A 16111-nucleotide genomic window follows, 5' to 3' on the forward strand; every position below is an offset into this window, starting at 1 on the left:
TGTCAAAATAACTGGGTAATTTTGTTTACCCTTTGCAAGACTAGTGCCGTAACTCCCTGGTTTCACGCCAAAGCTGCCGCTTCCCAATATATTCACGCCAATGCCCTGGACCACCAGTTGAATTTCACAGGAAAACCAGAATTCCGCATGTTCAAGACCAAACTGGACAATAGCCTTTCTCGCAGTTTCATAAAAATACTGAGAAAAGCCAAAACTACTCCAGATTGGTTTCTTTTTTTATAAAAAGACAATCTATTTTAAAATACGCTCAACCGTTTCACGCCGGATAACCATTTTTTCACGCCAAATCAGCGCCTTTTCACGCCGTACCTGTATAGCTGTGTTGCGTGAGTGCCCTTTTCACGCGGGACTCCGTGTTTTTCACGCCAAACTCAGCACAATTCACGCGCACTATCCTGCATTTCACGCCGTACACACCCTCTTTCGCGCCGATGCGCCTGTTTCACGCCATACCGGCTGACTTTCACGCCGTAACTCCTGGTTTCACGCCAAAGCAGCCGCTTCCCAATATAATTACGCCAATGCCCTGGACCACCAGCTGAATTTCACAGGAAAACCAGAATTCCGCACATTCAAGGCCAAGCTCGCCAATAGCTTTTTTAATCTAATAAAAATACGGGTATAACAAATTTTATATAGGTGGAGAATGTCAAAACCCCTGGCATGTATGAACGGATATACAGTATATTTATTCACACTGGTTTATATTACTAATGAAATAGGCATTACTTCCTGTTACCATTTACGTGTACTGACTTTAACAGGAGGTATAGAAATGAAGAATGCTGCAATCATTTTTCTTGTGATCATCTTCACCCTTTCAGGCATGTCAGCTGCTCAAGCAGCATCTAATCACACCGTAAAGCAGGGTGAATCTCTATGGAGCATCGCCCGTTACCATGGTGTACCGGTAGCAGCCGTGAAAAAAATCAACAACCGCTATTCAAATATGATTTATTCAGGGGAGCAATTGAAAATCCCAACTCCCGTAAGTTCTAAAGAGCGTGACTTGCTCGCCCGCCTTGTCCGTGCCGAAGCGGAAGGTGAACCGTATGCCGGTAAAGTGGCCGTCGCAACCGTTGTATTAAATCGGGTTGACAGCAAGAAATTTCCTGACTCTGTAACAGGCGTGGTTTATGAAAAATCCTACGGGCATTATGCTTTTACCCCTGTTAAAAATGGCGAAATCAATCGCCCTGCCGATTTCAAATCCAAAAAAGCCGTCAATGAAGCGCTTGCCTACAGAGGCCAGGGCAGCGGATCCCTTTATTTTTTCAATCCGCAAACTTCTGTAAGCAAGTGGGTATTCAGCCGGGAAGTGACGGTTACGATTGGCAAACATCGTTTTGCTAAATAATGAGTTACCCTTTTAGAATTCGTAAGAAAAAGGCTCTGCAAATGCAGGCCTTTTTCTAGTTTAATAGTCTTGTTTTCTGAATTCCCCGTATGAAATATTCCGAAGAGGGACCACATCTCGTATAAATTCATGATATAACTCATTTACCTTCGGATCCTTATCAAATAGACTCATCACTTTTTTGGCGTGACTTTCCGACTTGAATTTGACGATCCCCAACCATATTTCTTCTTCGTCTTCCGGATTCAACAGCCGGCCAATGGAATTGAGCCCATAATCTTTTGCTGCGCTTTCCAGTTTGAAAACCTCTTCAGGTTCTCCGCCATACTCCTTATATTTTTCACCTGTTTGACGGAGTATCTCAAAGAACTTGTCACCGCGGGCAGGCTTCAATTTGTAAAAATATAATAAGTGATACCCCACTGAATCTCCCCCTTAAATTCCCAGCAAGTGATCATCATTTAAATCAATGTTAAATTCCACAGAGCTCCATTCGATAAACGAACTCCATATCAAGCTTGCATTCTTTTTGACTTCATCAAAATCATTGTTTTCAAACAACTTACGGATGGTTTGTTCATAATTCACCGGCAACAACTTTAGTAGAAAACTGTCTTCAATCTTGAACTTGTTGGATTTGTACCTCATTTTGTTGGCCAACCCGACAGTGATCGCACACCAGTATGCTATATTTGCAAACGGTAGACTTCCCTCATTTCAGCAATTTCTTTACTTGAAAAGTCCGTATGGAATTCAATTTTCATCACATTCTCCCCATCCAGCTGCGAGTCTGTTTGCTATAACCAGCGACACTGGCATAATAATAAATATTACAACTGCCAGGGACACTATTTCAGTGAAGGTGTTCCAGGGAATGTAGCGGTTATAAAGAAATCGATACAATTGGAAAAGGATAAAAAATGATCCCCCAAAAAGTGTCCAGAATAAAACAGTGTTCTTCTTCATTATTGATCTCACCAAAACAAACCATCCCTCCCGCATAATAATGGACTCGTTAAATTGAATGATAATACCTTATTTTTATGCCACACAAAAAGGATCTGCCAACACTCCCGGATCATGTTATGGACTGCAATGAAATAATGTAATCATTCACATGTTTTTTATTTAAACGGTGCACAAATTCACCATTTTGCTAAAAGCTGTTCCTCTGGCACAAACAAGCTTCCTTTTCACCTCATATAATATAACAGCAAAAAAGAAAGGAGTGAATGTATTCAATGAAGAGAAAAATCAGAAATACGGAACTGGCTGATTTCTTAAATAACCGTCACAAGCATAGTAAATTCGCCGGGCAGCGCCGCAAGCGCAAACAAGACGATCGAGTGAGTGACCTGGAAAGTTTATGTGATAAATTTGCTGACATTCTGAAAGCGGACAGCAATGAAATTGTGAATGGTGTTTGTGTAGCTACTCGCTTCCGGAATGAACTCAAACCGACCATTTTAAATCGGAAAACGGTCTCACCATTATCTATTGCGGCCCTGTTTTCATTTGAAGACCTTGATAGCAAGGGGAATGCATTGAACCTTGGAGAAACAGTCATTTTGCAAGAAGAGACACAAGAATTCATCAGTAAACTCCGCGAACAGGATTTAATCGTAACAGCCTTGCACAACCACTGGCTCTTTGAAAATCCGCGGCTACTGTATATTCACTGGGAATCAGTTGAACCGCCACTTGAGTTTGCCAGAAAAACCGCGAAAGCATTCAAGGTTTTGTAAAAGAAGACTCTATTTATTGCTCCTCTTTTCCCGGGGAGCATTTTTTATCACTTTAGAGAATGCAAGAGTTTGTTTCAGATATTCATCAATTAATTTTTGACTGCCTTGAAACGCCCTCCAGTTGAAAATGCGGTTCTGCGATTTTTAAGCCTTTCGTTTCCTTATACTTATCTTACTTGCAAATCCCAGCCATAATAGAAATGGTGGAATGAATAGAGTTTGAGGAAGCTTTACACCTTCCTTAATATAAAGACTGAGGGCTATCGTCAAGGCTATTAGCTAGCACAATATAAATAATCAAAGAACCAGGCAATGTCAAAATAAATATAAGTCTTACTCCAAATGAAGGAATGCCAAAAAATTCTGAAATTCCACCGCAGACACCATTTACTGATCTATCTCTGGACGATTTTTTCAACTGACTCTTGTTCAAATTAACCCCACTCCCTTTCCCAGTGCATCTTGAAATACTGCGGGGGATTTTTAAGCTGAGTGATTATAGCCGGCTCGAATTTTTCCGTTCCCCTTTAGCCGCTGCCTTCTTATCTGCTTTTTAAACCTTTTACTTAATACCAATTATTTCAAATACACGAGCCGAACTCAATCATTATTTTCATTAAAGAGGAGGCTCATTTATTACTCATATGCCTCTAATCGTACGACTTATCAAGTAGTTCTAAATAGTTTAAAGACAGGGCCTGAAAGTCTTACATAAATTGGTAATTTAAAGTAAAAAAGGTGCCCGGCCCCCGCTGTTCTATTGCGTAAGAGGGGTTCGGACACCTTCTTTTTATTCGACGAGTTCTGTTGCTTTTGCATTCATTTCAATCTGCTCCGCGTTTTTAGCACCCGGAATGACAGTCGTGACTGCCGGGTTTTTCAGGCACCATGCCAGCGCCCAGGAAGCCATCGGCACGCCTTCCGGAACTTCGCTGCGCTTGATTTCTTCCACCTGTTTCAACAGTTCGTCCGTCTTTTCACGGTCATGTTTTGAGCGGACGTCATCGTTCGCAAACTCAGCCCCGGGCTTGTATTTGCCGCTCAAATATCCGCTTGCCAGCGGAACGCGGGCGAGCACGCCGAGATTTTGCTCCTCGACCGCCGGGAATATTTTTTCTTCAGGAGCCCGGTCGAGCCTGTTGTAGACGACCTGGATTGCGTCAAAACCGTAGTCAGTGGCTTTCTTTGTCTGATAGTCGTCATCATTTTTGCGGAGGGATACACCAAGATGGCGGATTTTTCCCGCCTGGACCTGCTTATCAAGCATCGTCCAGAGGTCATCGTTATCAAATTCTTCATCAGAGCATGAATGGGCCTGATAAAGATCGATATAGTCCGTTTTCAGTGCCTTGAGCGATTCATCCAGCTGCTTGAGGACATCTTCAGGATCCCAGTGTCTCGTTCTGTCAAAGTTGCCATGGAAGTGGTGCCCGAATTTCGTTGCAACCACCCAGTCCTCACGGCTGCGGCGGCTCAAATAATCACCGATCAGCCGCTCCGATAAATGATCTCCGTAACATTCCGCCGTATCAATCAGATTGATGCCGACTTCCTTTGACTTATCGAGGATGCCGTCTACTTCATCCTGGGAAAATTCTTTTCCCCATTCTCCTCCATATTGCCATGTACCGACTCCAACGACAGAAACATCCAGGTTTGTCTTACCAAGTGTACGATATTTCATATGATCACCTCGTCTTTTTTTTTATGGAATATAACTCTTAATCTATGGATGGATATGTGTCTTTCCACGGCTTTGCTTTCTCGAGCTGGCCTGCCAGGCGGAACAGTGTTGCTTCATCACCAAACGGAGCCATGAAATGAACACCAATCGGAAGCCCTTCCGAATTTTGAAATAAGGGCACAGACATTGCCGGAATCCCGGTCGTATTGGCTAACGGCGTATACGGCACCCACCCATTCAGGCGGTCCACATATTCATCAGGGTTCCCTTGATAAGCCAGTTCACCTATTTGCAGAGGCGGTTCAGCAAGGGTCGGCGTCAGTAAGAGGTCATAGTCAGAAAAAAAACGGGCCATCATTCTTGCGGTTTGCTGCATGTAGCCAAGCGCAAATAAGTATTCTGTACCTTTGATTTCACTGCCCCGTTTATAAACCTCCCACGTATAAGGCTCAAGTTCATGTTCTTCCGGTGCCCTTCCAAGCATTCTGGACAGGGATGTGAGCCCTTGCGCCAAAGAGGTTTGCCATAGCACACTGAAAGCCTTGTTGAACTTTTCAACATGAATGGAAGGCCCCGCTTCCTCAACTTCATGACCAAGTCCGCTGCATAGTTTCACTGTGTCCAGTACCGATGCCTCACAATCAGGATGGATTTTTTTGCCGTCAAACCCTGTCGTCAGGAACGCGATTTTCAAGTTGCCGGGTTCACGGTTGACTTCACTTGCATAAGACCGTTCAGGGGGCGGGGCGCTGAAAGGCCCTCCCGGTGCGCTTCCCCTTGTGGCATCAAGAAGAGCCGCACTGTCTCTAACAGATCTTGATACACAATGATTGACCGCAAGTCCGACGGTGTCCGGGTTTCTCGGATTCCGGCCTCTGCTTGGCTTAAGGCCGAACAACCCGGTGCAGGAAGCAGGGATCCGAATCGAACCTCCCCCGTCGGAAGCATGCGCCATTGGCACGATTCCGGCAGCAACCGCCGCTGCCGAACCGCCGCTCGAGCCGCCGGCAGTATGGGCCAAATCCCATGGATTCCGGGTAGCCCCGTATGCAGCCGGTTCGGTTGTCGGAAGCAGCCCGAATTCACATGTATTTGTCTTGCCGACCGTGATCAGGCCGGATTCCCGTATCCTGGCCGCATAGTCACTGTCTCCCGGCGCAGTAAAATCTTTCAAATACCGGGAACCCGCTGTGTAGCTTGTCTCGCCGAAAAATTCAAGGTCCTTCATTAAAAAAGGCACACCGGCAAACGGACCGGTAACATCGCCTTTCCCGGCAGCCGCAAGCGCCTCTTCAAACATTTCAGCGGTGACAGCATTAATGGCAGGATTGATGTTCTCAATCCTGTTAATTGTCGCCTTGATCAATTCTTCAGGGTTAATTTCTTTTTTTCTAATTCGGTCTGCCTGTTCGACTGCATCCATCCATTCAAATGACATATACTCCCCCCTGTCGGTCCGTGTATCTCCTTGTTCAGCACGAGCATGCCAATTATTGATACCTGTGCAAGATTTTCAAATCGATTCGATTTTTCAAATGCCAGACCCAGCGCCCCATAAATGTCCGTTTTTTAAACAGAAGAATGCCTTCCCTGTTTCCGGATGAGAGGATAGATCTCTCACCTCTCGGCGGCTTGACCCGTTCTCCTTCTCCCGACCCCAAATATCCTTTCAGGTTCTCAAAAAGAATACGGCCTTCCTCAAGGGCATAGGTTTTATTTTTCACCGTTTTTGGATACTTCGCCAGCGACATGCAGTCTCCTGCCGCAAAAATAGCTGGAAACTTCTTGACCTGCAGTGTATCTTCCACGAGCAAGAACCCTTTCTCATCGACAGGAAGGCCGGCAATCTTGAATAATTCATGGCCCCGAGGTTCTGTAATCCAGACTAATTTTTCAAACGGGATATCAAGATTGGAAGACGTGTGGATGACATTATTCTTTACACTTGTCACTCCTGTATTCGTTAAGAGATGGACCCCTTTTTTCACAACAACCTTTTCAACCTTTTCAGAAACTGACTCTTCGTTATCCGGAAGCAATCGGCCGGGACTGACCAGAGTGATCGGTGTTTCCGTTCCCCTGCTTTTCCGCCAGGCGTTCAACGATAAACAAAATTCAACCGCTTCCTCCCCGCTGCCGTTGATGACAACTTTTTCGGCATCCTCCACCTCGCTGACTGCTTCGATAAAGCGGTAGTTCGGCTTCAGCCAGAGCGCATCTTTTTCTTCAAAGACAACATCAGTGTCCGAAGTGAGCGATCCGATATTGAAGGAAACAAGATCATACGGTAAGATTTCGCCTTTATCTGTCAGCACCATCTTTTGCCGCGGATCGATTGCGGTGACAGCCCCTTTGAGCCACTTTACCCCCGCCGCTTCAGCCTGCTGCGTAAGATTGATGGTGATTTGTTTTTCATTATAAATTTCTTCTATGTAGCCGGGAAACATCCCGGAATAATACTGGAATTCCGAAGGCGATATCAATGTGACTTCGGTGTCCGGAATCGGATTATTTTTGAGCAGTTTCATTACTTGCAAGTGAGCAAGCCCGCCCCCTGCGAGTAATAGTTTCTTCATAGTGGATGCCTCGCTTCTCCGTTAATAGTGCAGCTGGAATTGCATTCTTTAGTTTGAAGTATACGCCCGCATTCGCTTGAGAGCAAAGAAATCAAGTCCGGCAAGCCTTATCCGCAAAAAACTTCCATTAAAAAACGATACTCAGACATGAGTATCGCAAGGAATTATTCATTCAAGCCGGTTTCTTCGGAGTCCGTGTGAAAAAGGAAAGGACAAACGCAGCAACAGGCACCAGGAGAAACAACAGGTACCAGCCCTGTTGGCTGGATAAAATAATCGCCGGGGTTAAGAAGGCAAGCCCGCTGTACAATAAATGTTTCCATGACCGATTCAGTAATCCGCTAACAAACAACACAATAGAAGCCACAATCAGTCCCCATACAACAAATCCAATGACAACGAAACCTACTTGATGAAGGAATTCCATCATAATGCCCTCCCAGATTAAATTAATAGGACTGGCCGGCTGTCATCAAAGGGATTTCTACACCTCTATTATACTGCGAATCCCGCAGCACTTCACTTCGTGAACTATGCGGAAAATGAAATTTACAAGAGGTACTTTCAGCGTCAGCTAATGTCATAGTAAAAAGAACCTCGTATCTTCAAAAAGAGAACGCATACTGCCTTTCTTTGCCGAATTGGACCTTGCTTCACTAAAATGGGTATGCATTCCGCTTTTCGTTACTGAAAAAGCCCTCGCTCCATTAAAAAGAGAATGAAAGCGACTGTCAATTTTGAGCGTCAATCTGGCATTTAGCCAGCATCGTTCTTTTCCCGCACCAATACGCGCTTGCTCTTACGCTTCCACTTTACCTAATACCGTTTGAATGCGCTCCGCTTCTTCCGTTTTATCATGATATTCAAAAAAACCAAGCCGATTTCCCCACGGATCTGAAAAAGTGCCCCATTTCACGGGTACTTCTTCTCTCGAGTGCACCTCGAAATCAGCCACGTTTAATTCATTCATAACTCTTTCTTTCGCCGCGTCTATATTTTTGACACCCATCCTTAACGGACCGCTGCCTTCAGATGGGGTTCCTTCGGCAAGCTGCAGCCAGCTGCCGGGGAAAAGTTCCCATTCTTTTATCCCGTCATGAGGAGCGAAATCCGCTTTCCGTTCGAATAGGTTTTCATACCACTCTCCGCCTGCCTTCATGTCCGGCACCCGAAACTGAATCGTCATTTCAAAAATCAAATCAAACCGCCTCCTAAAATATGTATACATTACTTGTTCAACATGACTTGGAGGATTCCCTGCTTTGTGCTCAGCTCCATACAAAAAGACGCCCTCCTCATATGGAGAAGCGGCTCTTGTATTCATTCCGTAATAGGCCATACACAACCATATCTTCATATGTGTCCAGGAGAAGACGGTCTTGCCTTAATATCCCTTCCTTCTGTAACCCAGCCTTGTCCAGGACAGTTGCTGAAGCATGATTCCAGGAGAGTGCAGATGCACTTATTTTATTCAGATTAAGTTCTTCAAAACCAAACTTGATGATTCTGTTCACGGCTTCAGTCGCAAACCCATTTCCCCAATAACCGGTGCCGACCCAGTAACCCAGCTCGCCTTTATTGTTTCTTTTATCAACCCTGATGGCGATTGTTCCGATTATTGCGTTTTGATCCTTCGAAACGATTGCCAGCGGATATTCAATCCCTTTTTTGATTGACTCCGGCTGAGCAGCTATCCAATCTTCGGCATGTTCTGCTTCATATGGATGCGGAAGGCCTAAAATTTCCGCTAATTGTTTATTGTTTGCTAATTCTTTTATTCTAAAAGCATCATCTCTCGTAAAAATCCGTAAAAGTAATCGTTCGGTTTCTAGTTTGATATTCATGAATACACCCTTTATCCTTTCTTGAAAATCACCTTCAAGCAGTTAGAAAAACTCCCGATCAATAGGCCAGAAGCCTCTGCACGAACAACTATATAACAATTTTATACTTCCTTCAGCATATATTCAGGCATGTTATCTTCCTGCATCATATCGTAAACACTTCCACCAGATTGCCGTTAAACTGAATCCATGATCATTTTTTCAGTTCTTCAAAAGCAATGGTGAAACCCAACGTGTTTTTCAGGTAATTGCGGCGGTCTATCGTCATCACATCAAACGAATCACAAATGGAAATGATTTGTCCCTGCAAGGTGATCTCATCCCCTGCAAGTCTGCGTGGATAGCCTTTACCATGCCTTGTGAAGTGCTACTGGCCTGTGATTATTTATCAAAAACATGGTTAATAATAAATAGTGGCCTGACATATGGAAACGATGGGATAACCAAAAAGGTAACCAGTCTAATTTGGTCACCTTTTATCGCATCTACTTAAAAACAGCCTGGCATGCGAGCCGATATCCGTTGCGGGAAAGTGTTCCCAATTTCTTTTGCTCAGCATCGTTTACGGAGGTAATGAGATCCTTCCCATTTAGTACTTTTACCTGGCACTTGCCGCAGGTCCCCTTTTTGCACTTATAATCCAGTTTCATGTTCTGGTCGAGTGCAGAATCGAGGACCGTTTTATTCCGAACAGGCATCACCTGATAATGGGAACGGTGCTGTTCAATTTCAAGAGGCTTTTTTTCAGGGGATGATGAAAAAGTTTTCCGTTCAAACGATGGTTTGCTGCCCTGCTTTAAAGATCCGATTGTTAACCGTTTTGTCATTCTTTTCACCGTCCTTTGTTAACGATTTGTGACCAAGACGCGAAGCCTATTGACCGTAACTTGTTTATCATTTACAATGATGATAATGAGAATCGTTATCATCAATAAAGGGGAGAGTATCATCATGAACAATCAAATTAACGGTTTTGACGATATGCACACCGTCCTTGCGAATGAAAGGAAAGTTGGAGGCGTGATTGAAAGCGATTACCTTCGCCTGTCATCCGGAGAAATGTTCAAAAATGTCGCCATTACTAAAGTCGAATTGATGGGTTCTGCTCTGTGTTCCATTGGATGTGTTACCGAAGAAGGCGAACTGCTGCTTATAAATGTGAAAGAAATCAGTATGATCCACCAGCCCCACCATAAGAAAATTTATGAAATGGCCAACCAGGCATACAAGCAAGTTAAGCTGCAAGAAAAAATGAAATATTTGAAGCGGCTCTTTGACTTAAATGACGGAAGTTACAACCCTCTCTTCGCAGAAGAAGCTATGATGATTATTGATGATATCGGTCTGCATAATGTGAAAAAAGAGTTGGATATCAGCAGCGTTTATCCTGATGAAAAAGTATATACCATTGCATAAATAGCAAAGTCAGGACTCAACAGGAGCCCTGACTTTGCTGCTTTACGGCTGAACCTTTACTCATCAGGATCTTCAAGTGTGCAAATTGCCGTAGGACGTTTTATTCTCAAAACAATGGATTCATACACCCTGAAGAAATAATTCATGTTTTCTTCATCTAAGAAGGCTGTATCAAAGTCACTGGCGATTGCCAAGTCAAGGTTTTGTCTGCCCGGGTCCAAGACAACACCCCGCTTGCCGCTGATCATCGGAGACTGGAAAACTCCGGCTGTCATCAGTTCGCGCACATGATCAATCTCCAATACATGGGTATCCTGGTGAACCCGATGGATAAGGGCATACAATTCCGGGGACAGAACAAGGGCAAACGGCCCCGTATGGCCCATCTTCAGCAGTTTGTTTCTGGCTTCCACCACATCAGAAAACGCATTGCCGGATTTCATCCAGTCACTGCGTATGTGAGAAAGGTTTCCTTTCACATTCATAATGCCTTTAAGGTTGAACTCTTCGGCCCCGTTAAAAATTAGATCATCTTCAACGAGTGCGCATTGCTGGGCGGCATTTGCCGAAGCAGAAAAATCAATCGGGCTGTTGAGTGTCTTCGCCTGTTGAATATCTCTCCTGTAAAGGACAAAGTCCTTATACAATAAAGGAATGGTCAGATTGACCCGCCGAGTGGGGTTGGAGAGCTCTGAATCAGCTCCGTGGATGCTCATGCCTCCGCGGCCGGGTGCTTCATAAATATCTGTCGGCACAGACTGGACCCCTTCTCCCAATGGTCCGTAAATGTCAATGAATCGCCTGCCGACCAGCTGTTTTTTCGCGTGATCGAACACCGTCTGATCCAGTTCATCCCACTCCGTATTGCTTAACGGCGAGTCAGCATATAAGCTTGTCTTCTGCATACATATAAGCCTCCTTAAGATTTCTTTAAGCTTCCGACTGTCAGTTTTGGCCTTGCTGAATTCATTTCCGGTTCATCCGCTAATACCGCTTCATTGTCCGGCTGTGAATATGACTCGACTTTCAAGTTTGCGTCGATTTCCTCTTTTTCATCAGTTGGAATGGAAGCATTCAGGTTGATCGTATCAAATTCTTCGTTCAATGTTTCCAAAAGCCGTTTTGACTGCTGGTAATCCTCTGCAGTCAAATCCCGCAATGCCTGAATCGGCTGTTCGAATTCAGTATCTTTGAAGGTGTACAGGGAGAGATCCAAGTGTTCTAAGAAGTTATGTAATCCGAACTTTTCCAGGCTGATGTCCTGCAAAAGGTGGACAAATTCGGTGCTGTCCGGTGAGACCTTCGATTCGCTGCTGCTGATTGCATCAAGTTTTGGCAATAACTGTTCCAGCCGGTCAAAACGGTGATCTTCCTCTTCATAAATATGATGCCAGTAGAGACGTTCATGCTCATCTTCGGCTTTTTCAATAACAGGCGTTATGATATCTTTAAATTCATTTAAAGCCTCTCGTGTCCGCTTGAAAATATCCTCTAATTCGGAAAAAGATGTTGCCATTATCATATCACCACCTATTTATTTTCACCTTGCCGGTTGAACAGTACACCAGCATCTATTCCAGTTCCAATGTAGTTTCCCAAAGACTTTTGGTTATATTCAACGTATCAAACATCCGGTTGAATCTCAAAGGAAAAGGCCACCCTATTGTTTCTGAATGGCTGAGATGACTGGAAACTTAAACTTGTAAATACCCTTACCTCGTTAATATAAAACGCGGAACGCATTACCGTATGATACGTATTCTGCATCTATATATCGTTTCCTGTCGAAATCGTTCGTAAAATATATCCCAATCATTTTTAATTTGTTTTATTCAGTTCCTTTGCCAGATCCGTAACGGCATGAACGAAATCAGCCTTACTTTCAGTATAAGCCTCTCTGTCATGCTTATATATTATTGCTGACCTCCGTTTTAATTTGGCATACTCGCTTGCTGCAGAAGGATTTCCTCTTAGAAAATCCCTGAAATACAAACGCTCCCATAAAAAATCCTGTGTTTTTGTTCCCATATGGATATGGAAAGATACGTTGTCCAGGCCGGCTGGCGTATAACCTTTGACAAACATTAAATGATTTTCCTGCTCTTTCATATGTATATAACCATTTTGATCCATCACATGGATGATCTTTTCCCGGATATCAGTTTCCTCCGGTATTTCTACTAATATGTCTATGGTCGGCTTGGCTGATAAACCTGGAACAGCGGTACTGCCAATGTGTTCTATACGTAAAGCAATCTCCGCACCAAGTATCTTTACTAGATCTTCCTGTTCCTTTTCGTAAATAGAGGGCCAACTTGCATCATAGGGGACTACCGTTATCGGATATAATTTTCCAAGCTCTTTTTTATTCATATATTCTCCTTTCAGTTCAATGACTTATCCTTTTGCTTTTGAAAACACGAAAAGGCAAATCCGATAAATTAGAATGAAAAAAAGGAATACAATGAAGACGGAAAGGAAAAATTGATTTGCATGGAACTCGGTTCCGCAGCAGTCAATGCCGTATACATAAGGCAGAGGGGATCGATTTTCGGCCATTTCAGTTCAATGAAGCCGATAGGAAAACCGATCAAGACAGGAAACGCATTTTCCAGCTCTTCGTAAGTCCGTATCTGTTTTCCGCCATATAACCGAGACATTATTACAAACACAAATGCGGTAATCAATAGGCCTGAAAAAACTTTAATCTCTTTTCTCATATCAATGCTCCTATCAATCATCGAGCTGGCTTGATTTTAAACCTGCCGGCATGTCTTCTGGATGTCAGCTTCGAGTTTTTTTCTCCAGAATCGCTTTTAAAACTTGAAGATTTTCTCCTACTGCTTTTTTCAGGTTGCCTTGAAAAATTTTCGCGACAAGCCCATTCATCCCTGAAGAATGAATGGTTACATTATTTGTTAGCATTGTCTTTTCGGCATCAGAAGTGATTTCATAGGCTACTGAATATGGAAACCAGCCTCCGCTCAATTCCATTGTCAGCTTCTTGTTTTCAATACGCTCCGTTACGGTCACATTTTCCATTCCCGGCCCGATCTGATTCCTATGTAACTGGTACTTCTCCCCTTCGGCGCCATAACCTGTCCTTTTGATTTCTGATACGGCATAATTCCACTCAGGGTAATTTTCCATCCTGTTTAAGTAATTGAATATTTCCTCAGGTGCAGACTTTATCATCAGTGTATTACTAAATTGAAGCATCATATTTACCCTCTTTTCATATGTAGTATAAAACTTAAAACTGTTATACAGATTAAAGCCAGCACTGACTATTCTTACTCCATACAACTGTTTTCCACCATTTCAATGAGTCCTTTCAATTTTTGAAGAGCATCTTTTGCATCCAAGTAGTACATGTGTTGTTTCCCGGCCTTTTTCATCTTAACCACCTTAGCCTCTTTAAGGATTTTCAGATGGTGGGAAATCGCAGGTCTTGATGTTTTCGTCAAGGAAGTGATTTCACTTACACTTAATCTTTCATGCTCAATAAGAATCATGATGATGTCCTGCCTTACTGGATCTCCAAGAGCTAAAAGCAGGGGAACGTTTTCCCGGAACGATTCCTTGATTGAGTTTGCAATTTCCATTTTTTACCCCCTAACGTTAACGTGTTTAAACTCATAAACATATAGTACCATTATAAGGATTCCATAACAAAATATAAGATGTTATTACATAATGAGCTAAGGACCGCTAAATAAGCTTGTTCTGAAACCGATATTAAAGAAGGAGGTGAACATAAATTGAACGTTTTTTATGCAATCTTTTTTTCGTTGATATCTTTTATTAATTATGCCTTTCTGTTTGTCCTTGCTACAGCTTACTTAACCTATTACATAACATTCGAGAGTGCAACCGGGATAATGAATTGGATGCAAATTGGCATGCCTGTCCTATCTATCATCCTCTCGATTTTAACCGGCATATTCTTCTACATACTATTTAAAAAAAGGCTTGATAAAGTAATAAACATTTTTGCTTCTCTGCAAGTTATTCTTTTTTTATATAGCATTTATAAAATAGTACTGATTCTAGGAAATAATTCAATTACTATCTATCAATAAGCTGCCAACTGGTACTTGGAGACAACTGCAGGTGAACAGGGGTAAAAAGTTAACGATCACCCAGGGCTGGAGTTACATATACTCTTAAACGAGTAAAGTCCATTGCAGCCGCCTTCAGTATTTCCAGGCGGCAGGAATCTATCATCACCTTCACGAATTTTTATCACTCACTAGAAGATAATTAAATGACCAGTTCATGCCTTTCAATCCAAAGTGGAAACCGTCTTTTTTGCCATAACTGCGAGTTCAAGCCTTTCAAGTGTTTTGCAGTACTCATTTTCAATCTCCCCATTAAGAAAATCCTCTGCCCCCTTAAAATAGTCCGCTACCTGTATTATATCTTCAAACCAATCCCCGGGTTCGGCCGCGGGATGTTTTATATTTTCCCAGGAACTCTCTAGAACGGGGCTGTATATTCTTCTTCCTCCCGGCCGCAGTTTGCAGCCTTTCAATTGAAATTGATACTCTTCCCCCGGAAGGCCTTCATGGATTTTGTTGAAAATATGCGGCCAGAAATCTTTTCTTGAACCGGTATGGGGTTGGCTCATTGCCCACTTTTCCGCACCTTTTAATACATCTGTATCATTAAATAGGACCGCATATAAACGCTTTCCCAGCAGAATCCGCTGATGCAAGGATTCAAACTGGTTAACCGTCTGCCCTGCAAGGTTTACCGATCCATTCTTAACATAGGGAAAAAGAATATGATTAAAGGAAAGCAGGTCCTGAATTATAAATTCCAGCTTGTTAAAAACCTCTTTTTTATAACGTGGATGCTGTATGACCCTTTCTTCAATATAATTTTGCTCATTCACAATAAGGGCCGTTGTAAGAACAGACTCGTTTTTATTTTTCCAAAAGTGGTTCCATATAGTTTCCATGAAAATTGAAATATGGAGATAAGGCAGAAGGAAAAACAACGGTTTTCCTCTTTTCAGGCTTTCACGATAAAGCAGCAGCTGCGGGTAAGCATCCTGGAAAATAAGCCAATTCCCTCTTTCTATGAAAGAGAAAAACATTTCCCCTTCCTTTTTCGATAACAGTCTTATTAATAACTCACATTTCAAATCGGTCATGTTCCAGCCGCCATTCCTGGAGACCATATGTGCCAGAAAGGCCCAGTGGACTTCTGGATGTTCCATGTAAAAATCCAGGTAAGCCTTTGTTCTTGTTACGTTGTTTTTATTCAAATTCCCTGTTTCCTGTCTGATTCGATGGATTAGCTCTGTCTCTTCACCGGTTAGGGAAATGTGCTGTTTTCTTTTTTTGTTTTTCTTTAACCCTTGTTTGATCACCTTAATATGGTTCATGTTCTGTTTTCTTATGAAAATCCTCCCCCCTCGGCGGAGTTTTCTTCTGTTATATATGTATGTATCGGTGGAGGGG

At 43.0% G+C, this 16111-nt stretch carries 21 protein-coding genes and 1 pseudogene; 4 read left to right on the forward strand and 18 right to left on the reverse strand.

All coding sequences use genetic code 11. The features are described 5' to 3' along the window. Together A4U59_RS21960 and A4U59_RS02925 are read left to right on the forward strand one after the other, a co-directional pair. The coding region (locus A4U59_RS21960) for a hypothetical protein (RefSeq protein ID WP_211274894.1) at positions 1 to 243 on the forward strand (243 nt) is incomplete at its 5' end. Between the two features lie 553 nt (positions 244 to 796). Continuing rightward, positions 797 to 1378, forward strand: coding sequence for a cell wall hydrolase (locus tag A4U59_RS02925; protein ID WP_070119665.1), 582 nt, complete (start codon positions 797 to 799; stop codon positions 1376 to 1378). Positions 1379 to 1438: 60 nt separating this feature from the next. Here A4U59_RS02925 and A4U59_RS02930 read toward each other — a convergent pair whose 3' ends face one another. Continuing rightward, complete coding sequence (locus A4U59_RS02930; protein ID WP_070119666.1) at positions 1439 to 1801, reverse strand: hypothetical protein; 363 nt, start codon at positions 1799 to 1801, stop codon at positions 1439 to 1441. A 12-nt stretch (positions 1802 to 1813) separates the two neighbouring features. Then, a complete protein-coding gene (locus tag A4U59_RS02935) occupies positions 1814 to 2068 on the reverse strand; it encodes a kanamycin nucleotidyltransferase C-terminal domain-containing protein (RefSeq protein ID WP_281183308.1) in 255 nt (84 codons plus the stop codon). 551 nt (positions 2069 to 2619) lie between these two features. Here A4U59_RS02935 and A4U59_RS02945 point away from each other — a divergent pair. After that, positions 2620 to 3123, forward strand: a complete 504-nt coding sequence (locus tag A4U59_RS02945) for a DUF1259 domain-containing protein (protein ID WP_083270625.1) — start codon at positions 2620 to 2622, stop codon at positions 3121 to 3123. Positions 3124 to 3364: 241 nt separating this feature from the next. On the opposite strand, the gene A4U59_RS20750 is transcribed toward A4U59_RS02945, so the two are convergent. The 9 genes and pseudogenes from A4U59_RS20750 to A4U59_RS20755 form a co-directional block, all read right to left on the reverse strand. Then, entirely contained in the window at positions 3365 to 3556 is a 192-nt protein-coding gene (locus A4U59_RS20750) for a PspC domain-containing protein (RefSeq protein ID WP_083270626.1), read from the reverse strand. Between the two features lie 357 nt (positions 3557 to 3913). After that, on the reverse strand, positions 3914 to 4807 hold the full coding sequence (locus A4U59_RS02950) for an aldo/keto reductase (protein ID WP_070119669.1): 894 nt from the start codon (positions 4805 to 4807) through the stop codon (positions 3914 to 3916). A 37-nt stretch (positions 4808 to 4844) separates the two neighbouring features. Then, positions 4845 to 6245, reverse strand: a complete 1401-nt coding sequence (locus A4U59_RS02955; RefSeq protein ID WP_070119670.1) for an amidase — start codon at positions 6243 to 6245, stop codon at positions 4845 to 4847. 52 nt (positions 6246 to 6297) lie between these two features. After that, complete coding sequence (locus A4U59_RS02960; RefSeq protein WP_083270627.1) at positions 6298 to 7383, reverse strand: NAD(P)/FAD-dependent oxidoreductase; 1086 nt, start codon at positions 7381 to 7383, stop codon at positions 6298 to 6300. Positions 7384 to 7555: 172 nt separating this feature from the next. After that, entirely contained in the window at positions 7556 to 7810 is a 255-nt protein-coding gene (locus A4U59_RS02965; protein ID WP_070119672.1) for a hypothetical protein, read from the reverse strand. A gap of 372 nt (positions 7811 to 8182) precedes the next feature. Then, on the reverse strand, positions 8183 to 8581 hold the full coding sequence (locus A4U59_RS02970; protein WP_070119784.1) for a VOC family protein: 399 nt from the start codon (positions 8579 to 8581) through the stop codon (positions 8183 to 8185). Between the two features lie 97 nt (positions 8582 to 8678). Then, positions 8679 to 9227, reverse strand: a complete 549-nt coding sequence (locus A4U59_RS02975; RefSeq protein WP_070119673.1) for a GNAT family N-acetyltransferase — start codon at positions 9225 to 9227, stop codon at positions 8679 to 8681. 193 nt (positions 9228 to 9420) lie between these two features. Further along, a pseudogene (locus A4U59_RS22330) lies at positions 9421 to 9570 on the reverse strand (HD-GYP domain-containing protein); the annotation flags it as partial. A gap of 142 nt (positions 9571 to 9712) precedes the next feature. Continuing rightward, positions 9713 to 10054: a 2Fe-2S iron-sulfur cluster-binding protein gene (locus A4U59_RS20755; protein WP_083270628.1), complete on the reverse strand. Its 342-nt coding sequence runs from the start codon at positions 10052 to 10054 to the stop codon at positions 9713 to 9715. Positions 10055 to 10130: 76 nt separating this feature from the next. On the opposite strand from A4U59_RS20755, the gene A4U59_RS02985 reads away from it, so the two are divergent. Then, entirely contained in the window at positions 10131 to 10643 is a 513-nt protein-coding gene (locus A4U59_RS02985) for a hypothetical protein (protein ID WP_245680482.1), read from the forward strand. Positions 10644 to 10699: 56 nt separating this feature from the next. Here A4U59_RS02985 and A4U59_RS02990 read toward each other — a convergent pair whose 3' ends face one another. The 7 genes from A4U59_RS02990 to A4U59_RS03025 all read right to left on the reverse strand — a co-directional run bounded on the left by A4U59_RS02990 (position 10700) and on the right by A4U59_RS03025 (position 16035). Continuing rightward, positions 10700 to 11548 (reverse strand): family 1 encapsulin nanocompartment shell protein, encoded by an 849-nt coding sequence (locus tag A4U59_RS02990; RefSeq protein ID WP_070119675.1) that lies wholly within the window; start codon positions 11546 to 11548, stop codon positions 10700 to 10702. 14 nt (positions 11549 to 11562) lie between these two features. Next, positions 11563 to 12159 (reverse strand): IMEF encapsulin system ferritin-like cargo protein, encoded by a 597-nt coding sequence (locus A4U59_RS02995; RefSeq protein WP_070119676.1) that lies wholly within the window; start codon positions 12157 to 12159, stop codon positions 11563 to 11565. A 302-nt stretch (positions 12160 to 12461) separates the two neighbouring features. Continuing rightward, positions 12462 to 13016, reverse strand: coding sequence for a GrpB family protein (locus A4U59_RS03000; RefSeq protein WP_070119677.1), 555 nt, complete (start codon positions 13014 to 13016; stop codon positions 12462 to 12464). Between the two features lie 68 nt (positions 13017 to 13084). Beyond that, on the reverse strand, positions 13085 to 13363 hold the full coding sequence (locus A4U59_RS03005; protein ID WP_070119678.1) for a hypothetical protein: 279 nt from the start codon (positions 13361 to 13363) through the stop codon (positions 13085 to 13087). Between the two features lie 64 nt (positions 13364 to 13427). Further along, on the reverse strand, positions 13428 to 13865 hold the full coding sequence (locus A4U59_RS03010; RefSeq protein WP_070119679.1) for an SRPBCC family protein: 438 nt from the start codon (positions 13863 to 13865) through the stop codon (positions 13428 to 13430). A 71-nt stretch (positions 13866 to 13936) separates the two neighbouring features. Then, positions 13937 to 14248, reverse strand: a complete 312-nt coding sequence (locus A4U59_RS03015; RefSeq protein ID WP_070119680.1) for an ArsR/SmtB family transcription factor — start codon at positions 14246 to 14248, stop codon at positions 13937 to 13939. 680 nt (positions 14249 to 14928) lie between these two features. Beyond that, complete coding sequence (locus A4U59_RS03025) at positions 14929 to 16035, reverse strand: DUF2515 domain-containing protein (protein WP_070119682.1); 1107 nt, start codon at positions 16033 to 16035, stop codon at positions 14929 to 14931. Between the last annotated feature and the right edge of the window lie 76 nt (positions 16036 to 16111).

The sequence above is a fragment of the Bacillus marinisedimentorum genome, from assembly GCF_001644195.2.
Classification (GTDB): domain Bacteria; phylum Bacillota; class Bacilli; order Bacillales; family Bacillaceae_O; genus Bacillus_BL; species Bacillus_BL marinisedimentorum.